Below are 20,687 nucleotides of genomic sequence, written 5' to 3'. Positions count from 1 at the left end.
ACAAGCCCCCCTGCTTCAGACAAGTTATCTGATTGTCGCTTAATTTTCTAACATAAATAACGGAATAACCAGGATGAATTATCGCGCCTTACGTTGAACAGCAGCGGGAACAGTTGCGCCTGCAAGGTGAAAATAAGGTGCGTACGCAATTTTGCGGTAGTATTCAGCGGGCATTCATAAACGGAAAGCAATGATGGCATCATTGAAATGGAGAAGCACAGGATGAACACCTTCAAAAAAATGATGGTTGGCCTTGTCGGTGCAAGCTTTCTGATCGGCGCCATGATGCCGGTCTCGGCTGCACCTGTCATGCCCACTGCGCCTGCGGCAAGCAATGAAAACGTTCAACAGGTCCGTGACGATCGCTGGCGTCGCGGACCGAGGCATGGGCACTGGGGCGGTCACCGACCTGGATATCACCCGGGCTGGCATGGCCGTCCTCACCGCCCGGGACCGGGCTATTGGAATGGCTATCGCGGTCACCGCTATCATCGCCATGGCTATCGTCGCCATAATGACGGTTGGTGGTATCCGCTCGCCGCGTTCGGCGCTGGAGCAATGATTGGCGGTGCGATTGCCGCGCCGCCTCCGCCGCCAGTCTACCGCGCACCTGCTTACGGTTACAGCAACGCGCATGTCCGGTGGTGTTATAATCGTTATAGGTCCTATCGGGCGTCTGATAATACATTTCAGCCGTATAATGGTCCACGTCAGCAGTGTTATTCGCCATATTGATAGTGGAGACTTGTCAAAGCTCAATGAAGCCGTCCTTTATGGGCGGCTTTGTCTTTTTGGACCTAGAGCCTGAATCAAAAAGCGATATGGTCGTGGAAAGACGGGACGGCTTGTTGCCAAGAACAAATAATGCCGAACGGATCGCTTCCAGTGCTCAATCTGAACATTTCCCAAATGCCGCAGAAAGCACTCGATCACCGATAGCTGGCGCGAAGAGCAATATGACTCCAACTATCTGATTTGAAACGCATCTTATCCACCGCGTTGTTCGTAACCGTCAACGTCGTCTCCATCCATTTTCTGACGCAAGTAGCGTTTGAGCTTACGAAGCTCATCTGGGTCCCAGCCGGTCACGTCTGTGACTTCCAACCACGCATCGACATAATGTTCCGGAGCATAGACATGTCCATGTCCTATCGGCGTGGTCGTGCCAAAAGCCATGTCGAGTGCCAATTGCAGCATGGTGACAACCGGATACCATTGCAGCTCAGGTGAAACGTCCGGTCCGCGCGGTGCCTGCATCCAGGCTGGCTGGCGATAGAATGACAAGCTGTCGAAGAAAGTCACCGGATCGCTGGCATATTGCAGATAAACCACTCGCATTGGCCCCCAGCGTGTTCCGTTTCCTGGCGCTTCGCCGTTCTGATTCATAAAGCGCGCAAAGGAACCATCACGAAATACTGGCAGCCATTCAGGCGTTCCCGGGTTCCTTCGTCTGGTCATGGCTTTCCAGTCCCGGCTCGGGAAGGGCGGTCCGCTCCACAACGCGCCGTTGATTGGATCGTCGAGCATTTCAAAAAGCTCGGAGGAGACTTCCGAGTTCATGGCGCCGAGGCTCAATCCATAAAGATAAAGGCGAGGACGATGCTCGCGTGGCAGTTCTTTCCAGTGGTTATAGATGGATATGAAAAGGGCTCGCGACGCTTCAGCTCCGTACTCCGGTTGAAACAACAACGACAATGGACTGGAAAGATAAGAATATTGCATGGCGACGCTGGCTACATCGCCATTGTGCAGAAACTCCAGTCCGTCCATGGCTGCCGGATCTACCCATCCCGTGCCAGTTGGAGTTATGATGACTAGGACAGAACGATCAAAACCATGTTGACGTTTCAGTTCCTCAAGTGCCAGTTGGGCTCGTTGTTCAGGCGTATCGGCTACTTGCAGACCTGCGTAAACCCGTATCGGATCTATGGCTTTTTCACCTGTCAAGGCAGCAATATCGGCGGCATCAGGTCCAGAGGAAACGAACTCACGTCCAGCTCGCCCAAGTTCGTCCCAATGCAAAAGCGAATCGGCACTGCCAGTCTTGTTCGGCGCGGTCGGTTGTGGGCGATCCGGTTCGATCAGGGCGTCAAACTCGTGAAATGAACGATCCAGAACCTTGAAGGTGGACTGGATGAGCAGGCCGTTGGCGATTGTCCAGACAAGGATGACGGTGATCGTGACGCCCAGGACATTGGCTAATCGGCGAGGCATGACAAGCTGCACCTTGGCGGAGACCAGTTTCCCCAGCCGAATGAGAAGGCGAGCCAGAACCAGCAGAATCAGAAATGTCAGTACAGCCAATGCGGAAACGCTCGCTGGATAGGCGCTTGCCACTGGTTCCATATCCATGACTGCACGAACCGAGTTCTGCCAGCCAGCCGCAAAATAAAGTGCTGCGATGGCGACCGCCAGACAGATGACCCCAACAATCAGATTGACCCGGTTACGCAGCCGGTTTCGGGGTTCCGGTAATTCAAGATAGTGCCACAGCCAGCGCCACAATACGCCAATGCCATAACCTGTTCCGAAAGCGACGCCTCCAAGAACTCCCTGCATGACATAGGTGCGTGGAATTAGGCTTGGCGTAAGCGCGGCTGCAAAGAACAGTGTGCCGAGTGCGATACCTACGCCGGATAAGGAACGTCGGAAATGAGAAAATGCCTTGGTCGCCAGAGACATGAAACACCGTGCTGTTCGGTTATCCTAATGAAACTAGCTGTAGCACGATCGGGCGGCAATATCCCGGTATGGAGAAACAAATGCTGGATAGTATTGTCCATGCTACCGGGTTTCGGAATCACCGTCCTATCAAGGATATTCAGCAGCCTTCAGAGCTTGAAAAACACTGGTTCCGCAACGCAACGCGGCGGGGAGTGCCCCGTACCAGTGATTTTTTTGAATTTATGTTGGAGAAACCTCATTTTATGGTGTTGACCAATCCGTAAGCCACCCTTATGTTCCGCGGCACTTCCGGGGGCGATTTGCTCCTCTTGGGAGCGCGTAGCTCAGCCGGTAGAGCAACTGACTTTTAATCAGTAGGTCCAGGGTTCGAATCCCTGCGCGCTCACCAAAATTAATCGGTTAGTATCAATATTTTATCTACCATTTTACAACGTGACATTTTTACAGGTTTTCGCCTATTGTGATCGCCTCAATAAAGTCTCCGCAGACCGAGTAATTCCGGCGAATTATGGTCTCGCGTTCCGATCGAGGAGATGGAGATTGCTATAATCATCTGCACATCGATTCGAGGCGCACCTAGGAGGCAATCGATCCACGCAGAGCTGGCGTTTCGATCGACTTCCGAGACGGACCTCCCGAGGCGGACGGACATTTGGGCGGTTAATTGATTTGCCCCGTTGAACCCGGGGCAAGGTCTTATTTGCGCGGTCTCATAAGTGCGTTCGCGCCCTCCTGGTTATGGGAACGATTCGCTATCAACTGTCTGGCCGTGGTGGCAATCCCGCGCGGGCGCGCATCTTTTCAAGCAGGCTGGCGGCAATCGGCTCATAGTTTTCATCAAAGTGATGACCGCCGGTCAGTTTCATGACTTCCATGCCCTTCAACTCGCCAGCAGTACAAGCGGTATCGTCTTCTTCTTCGCCGTAAACACAAACGACCCGGTCAAGCGGGATGGTCGAGATGGCCGGTACAACATCCTTGTCGCCATCCATACCAAGCCAACCCTCAATAGATACCTGAAATGTCGTCGTCGTCTCGACACCGAGAAGTCCGATCATTTTTGTCCGGTCCTGTATGGCAGGGGCGAGATATTTCCACGAAAATGGGAACGTATCGGCACCGAATGAATAGCCCAGGACTACAACTGGCAGCTTGTTGGTCGGATCAGCCTTCTTGATGATAGCTGTCGTGTCATTGGCTATTTCTTCCGGCGTTCGCTCCGACCAGAAATAGCGCAGTGAATCCACGCCAATGACGTGAACGCCATGAGCCTGCAGCCATTCGCCGATAGATTTGTCGAGGTCGCGCCAGCCGCCATCGCCCGAATAGAAAACCGCAATCATTTCCGCTTTCCCGCCCTTTGCTGGAAGGTCTACGATTGGCAAAGCTTCATTTTTGGCATCTTGATCCGCCATGGCGACGACATTGTCGACAGCCATTTTCAGACGTGCCGGAAACTCGGGCGCTGATTGAAGTACGGCGAAATTTTCCTGACGGGCAATAACCGGATTGTTGGTCGGGGATCCGGCAGGGCCGATCACAAGAGTGGGGGCTGGGATTGCGGCATTGAAATCATAGGTAAAGCCTCCATCGGGAGCTTTAATTGCCTCGGCTGCTTCCGTGCACGAGGGTAAACGGGTCTTGGCGGGAACAGGATCGAGCGACACAGCACCAGCAATTGTCGCATCCGGTGAATCCGAGGCGGCGGCGTAGGCGATGGTACCCCCCTGTCCGATACCTGTTACAACGGGATGAAAATAGACGCCCAGATCAAGCCCGCGTAGGGCTTCCTTGGCAATGGCTTCGAAATCGGAGTCGAGATAATTGCACTCGCCGTCCTCCTTATCGAGCGCGGCGCGCCATGGGCCAAGCTCGACAGGCAGAACAATCATGTTTCGGGAAAGCATGGCATCCATGAATTCCTTTTCGCGATCACCGATACCACCGTCGTCGCTTAGGAGGATCGCAAGGCCGACTGGATCGCTCTTTGGCATATAGACCGGAATATTGGACAGTCTTTCGGCGCTTGCATGGATAACTGGCTCGTCCGAATTGGTGATTTTCGTCCAGAGCCTTGCAATCTTACCCGTGTGCATAGCGCCATAAATGCCCGCCGCAGCTACTAGCATTAGCCCGAGAACAGTAAAGAGAATGCGTCTTTTTGTCATTTGCGGATAAACTCCAGCGGGCTGCCATTGATAAGGGTTGTGGCATCAAGAAGAGCCCGGGGGGTTTCGAGGCCGCCCGGGCAAACCATGTAATGAGGGGTCCAGACTGGGTCGAATTTCTCCTTAAAGGCTTTAAGGCCGTCAAAGTGATAGAGGTCGGCTCCACGCTTGTAGATGAAAGAACCGAAACGGTTCCAACGGGATGCCAGCCTGCTGCCGCTCAGGCCGGAAAGGGGGGCGGCACCAAGATTGAACCACTTGTAACCTTCCTCCTTGCTGGCCATCAGCAACTTTGCAAACAGCGCGTCCATAAGGAGTTTATGGACGTTGGGCATATAGCGCATGAGATCAACGGTGATTTCGTGCTTATCTGCACCACGCCACATATTGGCGAAAGCTACGATTTCACCGTTACTTTTCAGAACAGCCACATCGAAACGCTTCATATATTCGTCATCGAAGTAACCGAGCGAGAATCCTTTTTCGCTGCCCGATTTGAAATCGAGCCAGGCGTCAGAAATCTCGCGTAAACGAGGAATGAGTGGAGGAACATTGGCTGCCGGAATGATTTCAAACGTCAGGCCATCCTTTTCGATCTTGCGGTCGGCGTAGCGGAATGGCTGGCGACGTGGCCCGTCGAGCGAGAAGTTGGTGAGGTCAACGCGAGCGACTTCCCCAAGCTTCAAGGCGACCAGTCCCATGTCCAGAAACAGGGGCAGGCTTTGTGGGCCGACACCATAGAATACGGTTCGCAAGGCAAGCTTGTCAGCCAGTGCATGAAATGACCATGCAAGTTCCTTGCCCGTCAATTCGTTGCCAATCGGTTCCCCAAGCGCAATCAGGCTGCCACCGGATTGTGCATACATGATGAAGGCGCTGTTGTCGGGGGCGAGAAGGAATTGCTTGTCCCCCAGCAGCGCCAGAGCGGCGTCGGTGTGCGGCCATTGAGCAACTAGATCGGGAACAGCATCGGGTATGGAATAATCCGCCTTCCGCTTGCGGTGTCCAGCTCTGTTGATGAGTGAGTAGAGGCCGGCCGCGGCAATCACTGCAAAAACAAGGACGGTCGCTCGCAGAAAGCGGGGAGCGTTGCCGTTCCATGCAAAATTCCACCAGAGGTCGTTGGAATATTCCACATGGCGGTAGACGAAGAAGCCGAGCCACGTGGAAACAAGGACGGTGGTAGCAACGGTCGCGATCCAGTTCCAGCTCAAATAGAACGGTCCCAAAATCGGTCGCCGATAGAACGAATCCCGAAACCCCCAGAGCGTAAAGGCGAAGATGCAGAGAATGGTCGCTTCTTCCCAGTCGAGGCCCTTGGCCAGAGAAAACGCAGCACCGCTGAGGAGAAGGATCTGTGCGGCCACCCAAGCCCGTGCCAGCCGCTTCGATAGGCCGCGTGCCACGATGAGCAGCGCGACGCCAACGAAGCTTGCGGCAAGATGGGACATTTCCATGAGGGATTCGGGGACGATGCCAGACAGCAGTTTTACGCGGTAACGAAGGTCCGGCGTCGCACCGGAAATTAGAAGAATGATGCCGCCAAGAAAGATGATGCTGGCAGAAAGGCTCGGGATAAGCGGTTCTACCAGACGTTTGGCGAAGCGCGCTTGTTTGCCGAGCATGCGGCGGCGGCGCATGATCTCCCATATGAGAATGCCTGCTGTCGCCACAACAAGCGGCATGATCGTATAAACAAGCCGATACGCGAGTAGGCCGGCAATGGCATCTGGTTTGCCGCCAAGCTCAAAGCCGGCAATGATCGTCGCCTCAAAAGCTCCAAGACCGCCTGGAGCATGGCTGGCAATGCCCAGCACGATGGCAATCACATAAACCAGCGAGAAAACCGCAAAGCTTGGCACGGCGTCGGCAGGCATAAGGACATAAAGCGTAGCGGCTGCCGCACCGACATCCACAAGCCCTGCAAATATCTGGGTCAGCGCGCCTTTGGAGTTCGGTAGGCGCAGGCTGAAAGAACCCATCGTGAAGCTGCGCTGTGCATGCGACAGCCAGTAGATCAGCCAGCCGATACCACCCAGAATGGCGATGCCAGCGACAATATCTATACGGGAATCGATGGCTGATAGCCACGGAACGTCCTGCGGGTCGATGAGAAGTGCCGTACCGACCATGATAATCAGCGCGAACCAGATCGCGAACCAGGATGTTCCGACGATCTTTCCTATGTCGGCGAGGCTCACGCCTTCAGCAGCGTAGATGCGATAACGCAGAGCACCCCCGGTAAGGAGGGAAAAACCAAGCGCATTGGAGATTGCGTAGCCGGCTGCGCCTGCCACGGCGGCAATGCGGCGCGGTATCTGATTTGGCGCTATCGTATCCACCGCCACGACATCATAGAGAGCGACGGCTGCATAGCTCAGCGCCGTGAAGAGCATAGCCAGGGCAAGAGTCTTCCATGAAATGTTGTGGAAGGCTGCAAGCGTATCCGCGCGAGACGTATGCTGGAGCAGGTTTTCCAGCACATAGATCGCCAGAAGCGCAATCGCGATGCCTGCTATCGGAAACAGAAAATGTTGGTAGCGCTTGAACCAACCCGAATGTCTTGTCGACGTTGCAGATGGTGTTGAAGGCAATTCATCATCAATAGGACTCATAAGAACGCTGTCCGGTTGGAGCAATCTACTGTAATTCGCGCAATGATCTCGATTTTGGGCGAACTTGTGTTTGAGCGAGATGCCGCATTGAAAATATTCAAAGTAAATCAGAATTTGGTCTATATAAGCCTGCGGTCGGGCCAGACTGCAAGTGATTTGATAGATCGAAAGAGGTTTTGGTGCTCGATATTTCATACATGACGGCAGCTGGAGCCGGTGCGTTGTCGTTTCTGTCTCCCTGCGTCCTCCCGCTGGTGCCGCCCTATCTGTGTTATATGGCGGGTGTCAGTGTTGAAGATTTCCGCGCAGAGAAGGGGGTAACCGTCGGCGTAACGCCTTCCGCGCGGCGTTCTCTAGCATTTGCGGCAGTTTGTTTTGTTCTTGGTTTCACATCGGTTTTTGTGGCACTGGGTGCCGGAGCGTCTTCCATAGGCGCGTTTTTGCGTGCTTGGCAGCAGGAGATCGCAATCGTTGCAGGTGTCGTTATCATATTGATGGGGCTGAACTTCCTCGGCGTCCTGCGCCTGTCGTTTCTTTCACGCGAAGCGCGGTTTCAAGCACGCAACGCTCCTGCATCCCCGCTCGGGGCCTATGTTATGGGGCTGGCATTCGCCTTCGGCTGGACGCCGTGTATAGGGCCGGTGCTTGGACCGATTCTGACACTGGCTGGTGGAAGCAGCACAGTTGGTGAAGGTGCGCTATTGTTGGCGACCTATTCACTTGGCCTTGGCATTCCGTTTTTGATTGCGGCGCTTTTTTCTGGCGCATTCATGCGGTTTCTTTCGCGTTTCCGGGTGCATCTCGGCAAGGTCGAAAAGGCGATGGGCGCGCTTCTGGTCGCAGCGGGGGTTTTGTTCCTGACCGGCGGCATGCAATCCTTCTCGTTCTGGCTGCTTGAAAATTTTCCGGCGTTGGGGCGCTTGGGGTAAAAGTTGACCGGTAACTTGTAAGTTTTCATAGACGCTTTGGTGTTATGAGCGAAGATCATCTCTATTTTCTGGACGACACAATGACAGACCGTACCTGCCTTTCCATCGTACTTGCCGCTGGCGAAGGCACACGCATGAAATCCAATCTGCCCAAAGTACTGCATCAGGTGGCAGGCTTGCCGCTGGTATCTCACGTGGTCAAGGCAGTACAGGGCACAGGCAAAAGCGATGTTGCTCTGGTTGTCGGGCGCGGCGCCGATGAAGTGCGTGCTGCAGTGGAAAAGAATGCAGGTCCGGTTTGGGCCTTCGAGCAGAGAGAACGTCTGGGGACGGCGCATGCGGTTCTCGCTGCGCGCGAAGCAATCGAACGCGGCTATGACGATCTGCTCATCGTTTTCGGCGACACGCCTTTGATCGAGGCACAGTCTCTGCAAAAAGCCCGCGAACGACTGTCCGACGGTGCGGATGTTGTTGTTATCGGCTTTCGCCCGGAGAGCCCGCAGGGCTATGGTCGTTTGATCGAGGAAGGCGGCAAACTTGTCGCCATTGTTGAGGAGAAAGAAGCGACCGAGGCGCAAAAACTGATTGGTTTTTGCAATGGTGGGCTGATGGCTGTTCGCGGCCAACACGCTTTGGTGCTTCTGGATGAGGTAGGCAACAACAATGCCAAAGGTGAATACTACCTCACAGATATTGTCGCCATCGCGCATGGCAAGGGTATGAACGTTACGGCAATCGAAGTGCCGGTCGATAATGTCATCGGCATTAACAACCGTGCGGAGCTGGCTGAAGCAGAAAGTATCTGGCAGCAGCGCAAGCGCCGCGAGATGATGCTTGCAGGCGTGACGCTTATCGCTCCGGAAACCGTATTCTTTTCGCACGACACGCTGATTGAGGCGGATGTTATCGTTGAACCGAACGTGTTCTTCGGTCCTCGTGTTCGTGTTTCGACAGGAGCCTTGATCCATTCCTTCTCACATCTGGAAGGTGCCGATATCGGCCCGAAGGCGGAGATTGGACCCTTTGCGCGCTTGCGTCCCGGCGCAAGTCTCGGGGAGAAAACCAAAGTCGGCAATTTCTGCGAAGTGAAGAATGCTACAGTGCACAAAGGCGCTAAGATCAATCACCTGACCTATATTGGCGATGCGACAGTCGGCGCTTCCAGCAACATCGGTGCTGGCACGATAACCTGCAATTACGATGGCTATAACAAATATAGGACGGTAATCGGCGAAAATGCATTCATAGGCTCGAACAGCTCTCTGGTTGCGCCAGTGGAAATTGGTGACAACGCCTATGTTGCATCGGGCAGCACGATTACCGAGGATGTTCCTACCGATGCGCTGGCCTTTGGTCGCGCTCGACAGGAAACGAAAGAAGGGCGAGGGAAAATCCTGCGAGAGAAATATGCTGCCATCAAAGCGGCTAAAACCTCTACCAAGTGAATCGCCCAATTGTTCAAGCGAACGGCGATCCCCTGGGTTGCCGATCTACGTTAGAATCTTTAAACCGCAAAGCAACACGCCTGTACGTCGTTTTTGGAGCAGCCTATGTGTGGAATTATCGGCATTATCGGAAATACCGAAGTCGCTCCGCTTCTTGTGGATGCACTGAAGCGGCTTGAGTATCGCGGCTACGATTCTGCCGGTATTGCCACACTGCAGGACGGCAAGCTCAACCGTCGTCGTGCCGAAGGCAAGCTGGTCAATCTGGAAAAGCGCCTGGCCGGAGAGCCGCTTCCTGGGGTCATCGGTATCGGGCATACCCGGTGGGCCACGCACGGTAAGCCTGTGGAACGCAACGCGCATCCGCACATTACCGACCGTCTCGCGGTCGTTCATAACGGCATCATCGAGAATTTCGCCGAGCTTCGCAGCATGCTTGAGGCGGAAGGCTACAAGTTCCAGACGGAAACCGATACCGAAGCTGTTGCCCATCTGGTGACCCGTGAATTGGCAAAGGGCAAGTCGCCGGTTGAAGCCGTGCGCGATAGCCTGCCGATGCTGCATGGTGCCTTCGCGCTTGCCTTCCTTTTTGAAGGGGACGAAGAGCTCTTGATCGGGGCTCGTCAGGGGCCGCCGCTCGCCGTTGGTTATGGCGAAGGTGAAATGTTCCTTGGTTCCGACGCCATCGCACTATCGCCGTTCACCGATACTATCGTCTATCTTGAAGATGGCGATTGGGCAGTTCTGACGCGCAAGGGTGTGACTGTTTACGACGAAAACAACAGCGAAGTTGAGCGTCCGATCCAGAAGACGCAGACGGCCAATATGCTCGTTTCCAAGGGCAATCATCGTCACTTTATGCAAAAGGAGATGTTTGAGCAGCCGGAAGTGATTTCCCACACGCTTGCCAATTATCTCGATTTCACCACTGGCAAAGTGCGTCAGGAAGCCATTGGCCTCGATTTCAGCAAGATTGATCGTCTGACGATTTCTGCCTGCGGTACGGCCTATTATGCGGCATCCGTCGGGAAATACTGGTTCGAGCAGATTGCGCGACTGCCGGTCGACAGCGATATCGCTTCTGAATTCCGTTATCGCGAAATGCCACTCTCGAAGAATTCGCTGGCGATGTTTGTGTCGCAGTCGGGCGAAACGGCTGATACGCTGGCTTCGCTGCGCTACTGCAAATCGCAAGGATTGAAGATCGCCGCTGTCGTCAATGTAACGGGCTCGACCATTGCGCGCGAATCCGATGCTGTTTTCCCGACACTCGCCGGTCCCGAAATCGGCGTTGCCTCTACGAAGGCTTTCACCTGCCAGCTTTCGGCTATGGCATCGCTGGTCATTGCAGCCGCCAAGGCACGTGGTACGATTGACGATGCGCGCGAACAGGAACTGGTGCGCCAGCTTTCCGAGGCGCCGCGTTTCATCAATCAGGTGCTGAAACTCGAAGACCAGATCGCGGCAGTCTGCCATGAGCTCGCCAAGGTCAACCATGTGCTTTATCTCGGTCGCGGAACTTCTTTCCCGCTGGCCATGGAAGGTGCGCTGAAGCTCAAGGAGATTTCCTATATCCATGCCGAAGGTTATGCGGCTGGAGAGCTGAAGCACGGTCCGATTGCGCTGATCGATGAAACCATGCCGGTAATCGTCATTGCGCCGTCTGATCGTCTCTATGAGAAGACCGTTTCCAACATGCAGGAGGTCGCAGCGCGCGGCGGGCGCATCATTCTCATTACCGACAAAAAGGGTGCCGAGGCTGCCAGCATCGACACGATGGCAACCATCGTTCTGCCGGACGTGCCGGAGTTCATCACGCCGCTTGTCTACGCGCTACCGATCCAGATGCTGGCTTATCACACCGCAATCCTCATGGGCACGGATGTTGATCAGCCCCGCAACCTGGCTAAGTCGGTGACTGTTGAGTAAATTCAGGTCATTATAGAAATATCTTAATAAGTTAATGGAAATGGCGGCAGATTGTCGCCATTTTACTATCCTGCTCTCAGAAGCCTGATGGCTTCGTCACGTCCGAATAGATAGAGCAGTATGCGTAACGCCTGTCCGCGTTCGGATTCAAGATCGGGATCGCTGGCCAGAATATAGCGCGCATCCTTACGAGCGATTTCGAGGAGATCGCCGTGGGCGTCGATGGAAGCCAGACGGAAACCCGGCGTTCCCGATTGTCGCGTACCAAGCAGTTCGCCTTCGCCACGCAGTTTCAGATCTTCTTCGGCAATACGGAAACCATCTTCCGTCTCGCGCATGACCTTCAACCGGGCTTGTGCAATTTCGCCCAGCGGGCCCTTGTAAAGCAGCAGGCAGGTCGATGGTTTGTCGCCGCGCCCCACACGACCACGTAGCTGGTGCAATTGGGACAGACCGAACCGTTCGGCATGCTCGATGACGATGATCGTGGCATCGGGGACATCCACGCCGACTTCGATCACGGTAGTCGCGACCAAAACTCGCGTTTCCCCCTGTTTGAATGCTCGCATGGCCTCGTCTTTTTCCATCCCGTTCATGCGGCCGTGGATAAGGCCGATGCGCTCACCGAAGACAGGCTTGAGGCTTTCGAAACGTTCTTCTGCCGAAGTCAGTTCAACGATTTCGGATTCCTCCACGAGTGGACAAATCCAATAGATTTTCTGTCCTTCTCCCACTGCCTTTCGGATGCGTTCGACAAGTTCGCCAATGCGTTCCATCGGAATTATGGCTGTAGTAATGGACTGGCGTCCGGCAGGTTTTTCGGTCAGTTTCGACACGTCCATGTCGCCAAAGGCAGTGAGGACTAGGGTGCGCGGAATTGGTGTCGCCGTCATGACCAGCATATCAGGTGCGGAACCCTTGGCCGTCAGCATCAGGCGCTGATGCACGCCGAAACGATGCTGCTCATCAATGATCACCAGAACGAGGTCGTGATATTCGACCTTTTCCTGAAAAAGCGCGTGCGTGCCAATGACGATGTTGATTTCGCCGCTTTTCAATCCTTCAAGAACAGCATTCCGATCGCGGCCCTTTTCACGACCGGTCAGAAGTGCTGCTTTCAACCCTGCCTTCTCCGCAAGCGGTGCGATGGTCGCAAAATGCTGGCGGGCGAGAACTTCCGTCGGCGCCATGAGTGCTGACTGCCCCCCGGATTCTGCGGCATGCGCCATTGAAAGCAATCCAACAACAGTCTTGCCGGAGCCGACATCGCCCTGCAAAAGCCTCAACATGCGTTCTGGCGATTTCAGGTCTGCTATAATTTCACGAACGGCCTCATCCTGACCTTTGGTTAAACGATAGGGCAGGTGCCGTATAATCTCGGTGACGATACGTCCCGTGCCCTCCAGAGGGCGACCGGAAAGCCTGCGCGTCTTCGCGCGGACAAGCGCAAGCGCCAGTTGACCGGCCAGAAATTCGTCATAAGCAAGTCTACGCCTTGATATGCTTTCAAGCGCGATGTCCGAAGGGGCTTCAGGCAGATGAAGCGTATTGAGCGATTGCTGGAAGCTAATAAAGCGTTCGCGTGCCAGCAAAGCCGGATCGATCCATTCCGGGAGCGGGGGCACTCGGGTCAAAGCTTCCTTGACAGCGCGCGCCAGTGTCTTGGGTGATAGGCCCTCAGTCAGCGGGTAGACAGGTTCGACCATTGGCAGATTGGCCGCATCTTCCAGGCTCGCAATATAGTCGGGGTGGACCATGGACGCTCGGCCGTTGAACCATTCTACTTTGCCAGACACAATGACGGTTTCGCCTTCGGGCAGCATTTTGTGCAGCCATGGCAATTGGGCATGGAAAAAGGTCAGAGCGATTTCGCCAGTGTCGTCATGGGCGAAGACGCGATGTGGAACATTACCGCGTCCAGGTGGTGCTGGCTGATGTTGATCGACGGTGACTTCCAGCGTAACGATTGCGCCTTCTTGCGCAAGCGCGATGCCGGGTCGATTGCGTCTGTCGATCACGCTGTGCGGCGCTAGAAATAGAAGTTGCCCTACTTTGGGTTCTGCGCCCGGTATGTCGGTACCCAGCAGTTTTCCAAGCAGTGCGGCAACTTTCGGGCCAATGCCGGAAAGCGAACGAACGGAAGCAAAAAATGGATCGAGCATGGATGGTCGCATAGTGCGAGCATTAACTGCTTCGTCTCACGGTGCAAGGGCGATGCCCAATCTTTCTGTGCTCTTTTTGTTCCTGTTGGATAAACGGGTTCCTGTTTGTGGCGCAGATGCTATATAGCAGCAGCAATTTGGATGATTGGAGCTTACCGAGGATGACTGGCAGCACATTGGCGACGGAAAATCTGGATGTACGGCGCCGCAAGCTTCTGTTTCGCGCGTGGCATCGCGGTATGCGCGAGATGGATTTGATCCTTGGGCAATATGCGGATGAATATATCGTCGGCTTCACAGATCCGCAGCTTGATGAGTTCGAGCATATTCTTGAAGTGCTTGACCGTGATCTTCTCAAATGGGTAACGGGTGAAAGCCCAATCCCGGCAGACTATGACACGCCTCTGTTCCGCGATATCGTCGCTTTCCGCGACCGCATAGAATTCTGAGTTCAAGTTCCCATGCCCGTTTTCAACAAACTAGGTCTCAAATCCTCCAGCGTACTCGCGGCAAATCGCAATATCGTGATCGACGGCGTTGCTGACGGTTACGAGGCGTTCTGCCTTATTCGTCTGGCGGAAGAGATCGGCGAACGCGGGCCGCTTATGTATATCGTGCGCGACGGGCAGCGCATTACCGATCTGGAACAGGTTTTGAATTTCGTCGCGCCGGATATGCCGGTTCTGCATCTGCCTGCATGGGATTGCCTGCCTTATGACCGCGTGTCGCCTGGTGCTGACGCGTCTGCACGTCGGCTGGCGGCACTCAATGCGCTGTCTGAGCTTAGAAAGAGGCCGCATCCGGCGATCATTCTGACGACAGCCAACGCCGTTCTGCAAAAGCTGCCGCCGCAAGCGGCAATCGCCGAACAGGTGATTTCGGCACGTCCCGGCAACCAACTGGATATGAACGATCTGGCATCCCGGTTGGAGCGTAACGGCTTTGAGCGCGTTTCCACAGTTCGTGACATTGGTGAATTTGCGGTTCGTGGCGGTATCCTCGATCTTTATGCGCCGGGAGCGGAGGAACCGCTGCGGCTTGATTTCTTTGGTGATACACTGGAATCGATCCGCGCTTTCGATCCGGCTTCGCAGCGTACAACGGGCACCCGTAAGGAATTCGTGCTTCAGCCAATGAGCGAAATCACGCTCTCGCCGGACATGATCAGCCGTTTCCGCAAGAATTATGTCGCGATGTTCGGCGCACCGCAGCGCGATGATGCTCTCTATCAGGCAATCAGCGAAGGCCGCCGTTTTGCGGGTATGGAACACTGGTTGCCGTTATTCTACGACAGGCTCGATACTGTATTTGATCATGTGGGCAATATGCCTGTAGTGTTCGACCATCTGGTTCATGAGGCGCTGACTGAGCGCCACACCATGGTTGTCGATCATTACGAGGCGCGCCTGAGACAGGCGGAAGGCAAGGAGCCGGGCAGTGATGCCGTGCCTTACAAGCCAGTCAAGCCGGAAACCCTTTATCTCACTCCATCGGAAGTCGAGAAGCACGCCCAAGCCGGGGGCTTGCGTATCGACCTGACGCCATTCGGCGCGCCGGATGTAGCGGGGCGGGCGATTGTCCATGCCGATGTGCACAAGGGTCGCAGCTTTGCCGAGGAGCGCGCCGCCACCGATGTGAACCTGTTTGAAGCGGTGGTGAAACATATTGCTGAACTGCGTGCATCTGGCAAGAAAGTGCTTGTCGCCGCATGGACTGAAGGATCTCTCGACCGTCTTTTGCAGGTTCTTGACGAGCACGGGCTGGAAAAAATCGAACAGGTTGACCGGCTTTCTACCGTCAAGGCACTGTCGCGTGACAAAGTCACGGCGGCGGTGCTTGCTGTCGAGAGTGGATTTGACGCGGGCGATCTCGTTATTGTTGCCGAGCAGGATATTCTGGGCGATCGTCTTATCCGCCGTTCCAAGCGCCGCAAGCGTGATCAGGATTTCATCTCCGAAGTTGCCTCGCTGACTGCTGGCGACATCGTTGTCCACGTCGATCACGGTATCGGTCGCTTCATCGGTCTCAAGACCATTACTGCCGCAGGCGCTCCGCACGACTGTCTGGAGATTCATTATGCGGGCGATGACCGGCTGTTCCTGCCGGTTGAAAATATTGAACTTCTGTCGCGTTATGGTTCGGAAGGCTCGGACGCGGTTCTCGACAAGCTTGGCGGCGGCGCATGGCAGATGCGCAAGGCCAAGCTCAAGAAACGCCTGCTTGAGATTGCCGGCCATTTGATCCAGATCGCCGCCGAACGCCAGATGCGCGGCGCGCCGGTGATGACGCCGCCGGACGGTCTCTATGCAGAGTTTGCCGCTCGCTTCCCCTATGATGAAACAGACGATCAGCTTACCGCGATCGAGTCTGTGGCGGACGATCTAGCTGCCGGCAAGCCAATGGATCGCCTTATCTGCGGTGACGTCGGATTCGGCAAAACGGAAGTGGCGTTGCGTGCTGCCTTCATCGCGGCGATGAGCGGTGTTCAGGTGGCGGTCGTCGTACCAACCACGCTTCTATCGCGCCAGCATTTCAAGACCTTCTCGAAGCGCTTCCATGGCTTGCCGATCAATGTTGCCCATGCCTCGCGGCTCGTCGGCACGAAGGATCTTGCGGCGACCAAGAAGGGACTGGAGGAAGGGACCGTCGATATTGTCGTCGGCACACATGCGCTGCTCGGCAACTCGATCAAGTTCAAGAATCTTGGTCTGCTCATCATTGATGAGGAGCAGCATTTCGGCGTTAAGCACAAGGAACGGCTGAAAGAGCTGAAGTCGGACGTGCATGTGCTGACATTGTCTGCCACGCCGATCCCGCGCACGTTGCAGCTTGCGCTTACCGGTGTTCGGGAACTGTCGCTCATCACCACGCCTCCCGTCGACCGGATGGCGGTGCGAACCTTCGTTTCTCCGTTCGATCCGCTCGTCATTCGCGAGACGCTTTTGCGCGAACGCTATCGCGGCGGCCAGAGTTTCTATGTTTGCCCACGCATCTCTGACCTTGGCGAAATCGAAGAGTTCCTCAAAACCCATGTACCTGAATTGAAAGTGGCTGTGGCTCATGGCCAGATGGCGCCGGGTGTACTCGATGACATTATGAACGCCTTCTATGATGGCCAGTATGATGTACTCCTGTCCACGACCATCGTGGAATCCGGTCTCGATATTCCGACGGCCAACACCATGATTGTGCACCGCGCCGATATGTTTGGCCTAGCGCAGCTTTACCAGTTACGCGGGCGTGTCGGTCGTTCCAAGCAACGGGCCTTTGCGCTGTTCACACTTCCGGCTGGTAAGATGCTGACGCAGATGGCGGAGCGTCGTCTCAAGGTTCTGCAGTCGCTTGACACATTGGGCGCAGGCTTCCAGCTTGCAAGCCACGATATGGATATTCGCGGCGCAGGCAATTTGCTTGGCGAAGAACAGTCGGGCCATATTAAGGAAGTCGGTTTTGAGCTTTACCAGCAGATGCTGGAGGAAGCCGTGGCCACGCTCAAGGGAACTGGTGAAGTAGAAGACAGCCAGTGGTCGCCGCAGATTGCGATCGGTACGGCTGTGATGATTCCAGAAGGCTATGTACCCGATCTGCAATTGCGTCTTGGCCTTTATCGCCGTCTCGCTGACCTGGAGGAGCCGGAAGATATCGATGCATTCGGGGCGGAACTCATCGATCGTTTCGGCCCTATGCCCGACGAAGTGCAACATCTGCTCAAGATCGTTTACATAAAGGCGCTCTGTCGCCGCGCGAATGTCGAGAAGCTCGATGCCGGTCCGAAGGGTGTGGTTATCCAGTTCCGCAACGCGACGTTTGCAAATCCGGTTGGACTGGTGAAAATGATTGGCGAGCAGGGTTCCATGGCCAAGATCAGGCCGGATCAAAGCATCGTCTTCATACGCGACTGGCCGACGCCGGAAAAGCGTCTCAATGGTTCCGCGGTCATCATGACACAGCTGGCGAAGATAGCGGCGGGTTAATTACCGATCTTCGGTAATGCCCGGCTCAAAACCTTCTGCCGTCTGCCGGATGGCATCTGCTAGTACATCAGCGCTCTGCGCGCCCATGACAGCATATTTCTGGTCGATGATGAAGCAAGGCACACCGCGCACACCGATACGGCTGGCTGTGTCGATTTCCTCTCGAACTGTCGCCTTGTCGGCATCGCTTTGGAGTAGCCGGGCCACAACCGCGGCATCCATGCCGACACTTGCCGCCGCATCGACCAGCACTTCGTGATCACCTATATCCTGCCCCTGCTCGAAATAGAGTGAGAACAACATGCCGACGATCCGGTCTTGTGTATCAGGCGCAGCCTGTGCGGCCCAATGAATGACGCGATGCGGGTCGAGAGTATTTGGCGCACGGGCGATGGCGTCGAAATCAAAGATAATGCCATTTTCCTCGCCAAGTTGGGTTAGCTGCTTGTGAATGTCATCGATCTTCCCGCCTGCGCCGAATTTCTCTCGCATATAGGCTTGGCGATCCTTGCCTTGTGGAGGCATGGTGGGGTCCAGCTGGAAGGGACGCCAGCGCACTTCCGCCTCCACGTCAGGCACCATTGCAAGAGCTGCTTCGAGGCGCTTGCGCCCTAGAAAGCACCATGGGCAGACGACATCGGACACGACATCAATAGTTATTTTGCTGGGGGCCATGGCAGTGTCTCCGTCCGGGAACCAGAGGCTTGGCCTCTGGTTTAATATTCATCATATATTGGGTGCATGTAGGGCGAATTACATCAACGTTAAAGCGCATCCCGAAAAGTGTGAAACGGCTTTTGGGTAAGGTGCGCGTTGATATAAATGGTTAGAGCTTATTGCCATCCGGTTCAATCAGACTGAAACAAGCTAAGCTAGGTCATGGCTTTGCGCGCCACCATGTCGGCAGTTGATAGCCATAGAGCGCAGTCTTTTGCGGATGTTCGATACGATCCCAGCGCGCCACCCATTGATAGGGCAGGTGGTAAAGCGGAATGTAAAAATCCCCGGAAATGAGCACACGATCGAGCGCACGAACCGCGCTTACGAAATCTGCACGGCTTCTTGCTGCCAGCAGTGCTTCAATCATCGCATCGACAGCCGGATCGGCAACGCCAGGATAATTGAAACTTCCCTGAACGTCTCGTGAAGCTGCTCCCCAGCGCATCCATTGTTCGTTGCCCGGCGAAAGCGACCCAGTCAACGCTCCGAGAATCATGTCATAATCAAACGTTTGCAGGCGTTGCTGATACTGAGCATCATCCACAGTGCGTATTTCGACTGCGATGCCCAATCGCGCGAGATTGCGCTTATAGGCCAGCGCGACTTTTTCCTCATCGGGCGAGCGAGTCATGATCTCGAATTTGAGCGGCGTGCCTGAAGGATCGACGGCGAGGCCGTTTTCAAACCGGAAACCGGCTTCAGTGAGGAGATTATAGGCTTTCTTTGCCGGTGTACGATCATGACCGCTGCCGTCTGTTACGGGCGGGTGCCATGTACCATTCAAGACATCGTCCCGAACTGCTTCGGGGAACGGTTTCAGCAACTGCCTTTCGCGTTCGTCAGCGGGCCTGCCAACCGAAGAGAGCTCCGATCCTTCCCAGAAACTCTGTGTGCGGCGGTATTGATCGGCGAACAGATTGCGATTCGCCCATTCGAAGTCGAACAACAGCCCAAGAGCCTGCCGAACGCGGCGGTCGGCGAAAATTGGACGGCGGGTGTTGAACACGAAGCCAAACATGTTGGCAGGTGTGCCTTTTTCAAAGCTGTCCTTGATGACGCGGCCCTGCTTCACAGCCGGGAAATCATAAAGCTTTTCCCATCGAGTGGGATTGGCTTCGACGAAGATATCCAGCAGCCCCTTTTTGAAAGATTCAAACAGGGACGTCTCGTTTCGATAATATTCAATCGACAACGTGTCGAAGTTGTTCAGACCGCGCTGCGATGGCAGATTTTTGCCCCAATAGTCAGGGTTACGCTTGTAGATGATACGCTGGCCGGGCTGCACGCCGGAAACAAGATAGGGGCCGCTGCCGACAGGCGGTTTGAGGGACGAATTACCGAAGGTTTCGCGATCAATCGCGTGCTTCGGCAGCACGGGCATCGATGAGGCGATCAGCATCGGGAATTCACGGTCCGATTTGTCGTTGAAAATGAAGCGAACGGAGCGCTCCCCTGTCTTTTCGATCTTTTCAATCCGACTCATCCGGTTGTTGTAGGGAGGGCGCCCCTTCTCCGTCAGAATGTCGTAAGTGAAGAGAACGTCGTCCACCGTCACCGGCTGACCGTCTGACCACTTTGCTTTCGGGTTCAGTGTGAATTCCACCCATTTGCGGTCTGGATCGACAGCAACCTTTTCAGCAAGCAAGCCATATAGTGTAAATGGTTCGTCCCGCGAGCGCTGCATGAGCGTTTCATAGACCAGATTGCCGAGGTCTACATCCCCGAAGAGGCCGCGTGCTGTCGTGCGCATGCTTTTCAGCACAAATGGGTTGAGACTGTCGAAAGTGCCGACAACGCCCATTGTGAGTGCGCCGCCTTTCGGAGCTTCAGCATTAGCATAGGGGAAATGGGTGAAGTCAGCCGGCAACGCCACATCTCCATGCATGGAGAGCGCATAGTCTGGCTGTGCTTCGGCTATCGCCTGCGCCGGCAGCGCGCCGACGACAGCTCCGGTAAGGCTCGCAAGAACCACGTTGCGGAGAAAGGCAATCAATCCGTTCAACTTCAATCGTCCATTGTAAATAAGTTTGATGGTCGCCGCCGGAAGCGTCGATTCGGAA

General features: G+C 55.0%; 13 protein-coding genes and 1 tRNA gene. 8 read left to right on the top strand and 6 right to left on the bottom strand.

Translation table 11 applies throughout. The annotated features are described in order from the left end of the window. The first annotated feature begins 222 nt into the window (after positions 1–222). Positions 223–735 (top strand): BA14K family protein, encoded by a 513-nt coding sequence (locus tag FJQ48_RS06355; protein WP_139974344.1) that lies wholly within the window; start codon positions 223–225, stop codon positions 733–735. Positions 736–987: 252 nt separating this feature from the next. Here FJQ48_RS06355 and FJQ48_RS06350 read toward each other — a convergent pair whose 3' ends face one another. Then, positions 988–2,682 carry an alpha/beta-hydrolase family protein gene (locus FJQ48_RS06350; protein ID WP_139974343.1) on the bottom strand — a complete coding sequence of 565 codons (1,695 nt, stop codon included), beginning with the start codon at positions 2,680–2,682 and terminating at the stop codon, positions 988–990. An 80-nt stretch (positions 2,683–2,762) separates the two neighbouring features. Here FJQ48_RS06350 and FJQ48_RS06345 point away from each other — a divergent pair, with 80 nt between their 5' ends. Further along, the gene (locus FJQ48_RS06345) at positions 2,763–2,948 is read left to right on the top strand and encodes a hypothetical protein (protein ID WP_139974342.1); all 186 of its coding nucleotides are present in this window, start codon (positions 2,763–2,765) and stop codon (positions 2,946–2,948) included. A gap of 49 nt (positions 2,949–2,997) precedes the next feature. Then, a tRNA-Lys gene (locus FJQ48_RS06340) sits at positions 2,998–3,073 on the top strand. Positions 3,074–3,440: 367 nt separating this feature from the next. Here the strand turns inward: FJQ48_RS06340 and FJQ48_RS06335 are convergent. Both FJQ48_RS06335 and mprF read right to left on the bottom strand, forming a co-directional pair. Beyond that, a complete protein-coding gene (locus tag FJQ48_RS06335) occupies positions 3,441–4,853 on the bottom strand; it encodes a virulence factor family protein (protein WP_180350138.1) in 1,413 nt (470 codons plus the stop codon). Continuing rightward, positions 4,850–7,468: a bifunctional lysylphosphatidylglycerol flippase/synthetase MprF gene (mprF, locus tag FJQ48_RS06330; protein ID WP_180350137.1), complete on the bottom strand. Its 2,619-nt coding sequence runs from the start codon at positions 7,466–7,468 to the stop codon at positions 4,850–4,852. The genes FJQ48_RS06335 and mprF overlap by 4 nt, the downstream gene beginning before the upstream one ends. Before the next feature lie 179 nt (positions 7,469–7,647). Here mprF and FJQ48_RS06325 point away from each other — a divergent pair, with 179 nt between their 5' ends. The 3 genes from FJQ48_RS06325 (at position 7,648) to glmS (ending at position 11,771) form a co-directional block, all read left to right on the top strand. Then, a complete protein-coding gene (locus FJQ48_RS06325) occupies positions 7,648–8,397 on the top strand; it encodes a cytochrome c biogenesis CcdA family protein (protein ID WP_139974340.1) in 750 nt (249 codons plus the stop codon). Between the two features lie 80 nt (positions 8,398–8,477). Then, positions 8,478–9,842: a bifunctional UDP-N-acetylglucosamine diphosphorylase/glucosamine-1-phosphate N-acetyltransferase GlmU gene (glmU, locus tag FJQ48_RS06320; RefSeq protein WP_139974339.1), complete on the top strand. Its 1,365-nt coding sequence runs from the start codon at positions 8,478–8,480 to the stop codon at positions 9,840–9,842. A gap of 105 nt (positions 9,843–9,947) precedes the next feature. Continuing rightward, positions 9,948–11,771: a glutamine--fructose-6-phosphate transaminase (isomerizing) gene (gene glmS, locus FJQ48_RS06315; RefSeq protein WP_139974338.1), complete on the top strand. Its 1,824-nt coding sequence runs from the start codon at positions 9,948–9,950 to the stop codon at positions 11,769–11,771. A gap of 65 nt (positions 11,772–11,836) precedes the next feature. Here glmS and recG read toward each other — a convergent pair whose 3' ends face one another. Next, entirely contained in the window at positions 11,837–13,945 is a 2,109-nt protein-coding gene (gene recG / locus FJQ48_RS06310; protein WP_139974337.1) for an ATP-dependent DNA helicase RecG, read from the bottom strand. Between the two features lie 149 nt (positions 13,946–14,094). Between recG and FJQ48_RS06305 the strand changes: the two genes are divergently transcribed. Beyond that, a complete protein-coding gene (locus FJQ48_RS06305; protein WP_061345376.1) occupies positions 14,095–14,382 on the top strand; it encodes a succinate dehydrogenase assembly factor 2 in 288 nt (95 codons plus the stop codon). A 12-nt stretch (positions 14,383–14,394) separates the two neighbouring features. After that, positions 14,395–17,907, top strand: coding sequence for a transcription-repair coupling factor (gene mfd / locus FJQ48_RS06300; RefSeq protein ID WP_139974336.1), 3,513 nt, complete (start codon positions 14,395–14,397; stop codon positions 17,905–17,907). Here the strand turns inward: mfd and FJQ48_RS06295 are convergent, their stop codons facing one another. After that, entirely contained in the window at positions 17,908–18,582 is a 675-nt protein-coding gene (locus FJQ48_RS06295) for a DsbA family protein (protein WP_139974335.1), read from the bottom strand. It lies immediately after the preceding gene. A gap of 202 nt (positions 18,583–18,784) precedes the next feature. Next, entirely contained in the window at positions 18,785–20,512 is a 1,728-nt protein-coding gene (locus FJQ48_RS06290) for an extracellular solute-binding protein (protein ID WP_247870324.1), read from the bottom strand. Positions 20,513–20,687 lie beyond the last annotated feature (175 nt).

This window comes from Ochrobactrum sp. CGA5 (assembly GCF_006345815.1).
GTDB lineage: Bacteria > Pseudomonadota > Alphaproteobacteria > Rhizobiales > Rhizobiaceae > Brucella.
The sequence above is the reverse complement of the archived record's forward strand: the minus strand, read 5'-3'. Positions and strand labels throughout refer to the sequence as shown.

Coding starts and splice junctions, on each gene's coding strand:
- FJQ48_RS06355 (WP_139974344.1), top strand. CDS start 223: ATGAACACCTTCAAAAAAATGATGGTTGGCCTTGTCGGTGCAAGCTTT.
- FJQ48_RS06350 (WP_139974343.1), bottom strand. CDS start 2,682: ATGTCTCTGGCGACCAAGGCATTTTCTCATTTCCGACGTTCCTTATCC.
- FJQ48_RS06345 (WP_139974342.1), top strand. CDS start 2,763: ATGCTGGATAGTATTGTCCATGCTACCGGGTTTCGGAATCACCGTCCT.
- FJQ48_RS06335 (WP_180350138.1), bottom strand. CDS start 4,853: ATGACAAAAAGACGCATTCTCTTTACTGTTCTCGGGCTAATGCTAGTA.
- mprF (WP_180350137.1), bottom strand. CDS start 7,468: ATGAGTCCTATTGATGATGAATTGCCTTCAACACCATCTGCAACGTCG.
- glmU (WP_139974339.1), top strand. CDS start 8,478: ATGACAGACCGTACCTGCCTTTCCATCGTACTTGCCGCTGGCGAAGGC.
- glmS (WP_139974338.1), top strand. CDS start 9,948: ATGTGTGGAATTATCGGCATTATCGGAAATACCGAAGTCGCTCCGCTT.
- recG (WP_139974337.1), bottom strand. CDS start 13,945: ATGCGACCATCCATGCTCGATCCATTTTTTGCTTCCGTTCGTTCGCTT.
- FJQ48_RS06305 (WP_061345376.1), top strand. CDS start 14,095: ATGACTGGCAGCACATTGGCGACGGAAAATCTGGATGTACGGCGCCGC.
- mfd (WP_139974336.1), top strand. CDS start 14,395: ATGCCCGTTTTCAACAAACTAGGTCTCAAATCCTCCAGCGTACTCGCG.
- FJQ48_RS06295 (WP_139974335.1), bottom strand. CDS start 18,582: ATGGCCCCCAGCAAAATAACTATTGATGTCGTGTCCGATGTCGTCTGC.
- FJQ48_RS06290 (WP_247870324.1), bottom strand. CDS start 20,512: ATGCATGGAGATGTGGCGTTGCCGGCTGACTTCACCCATTTCCCCTAT.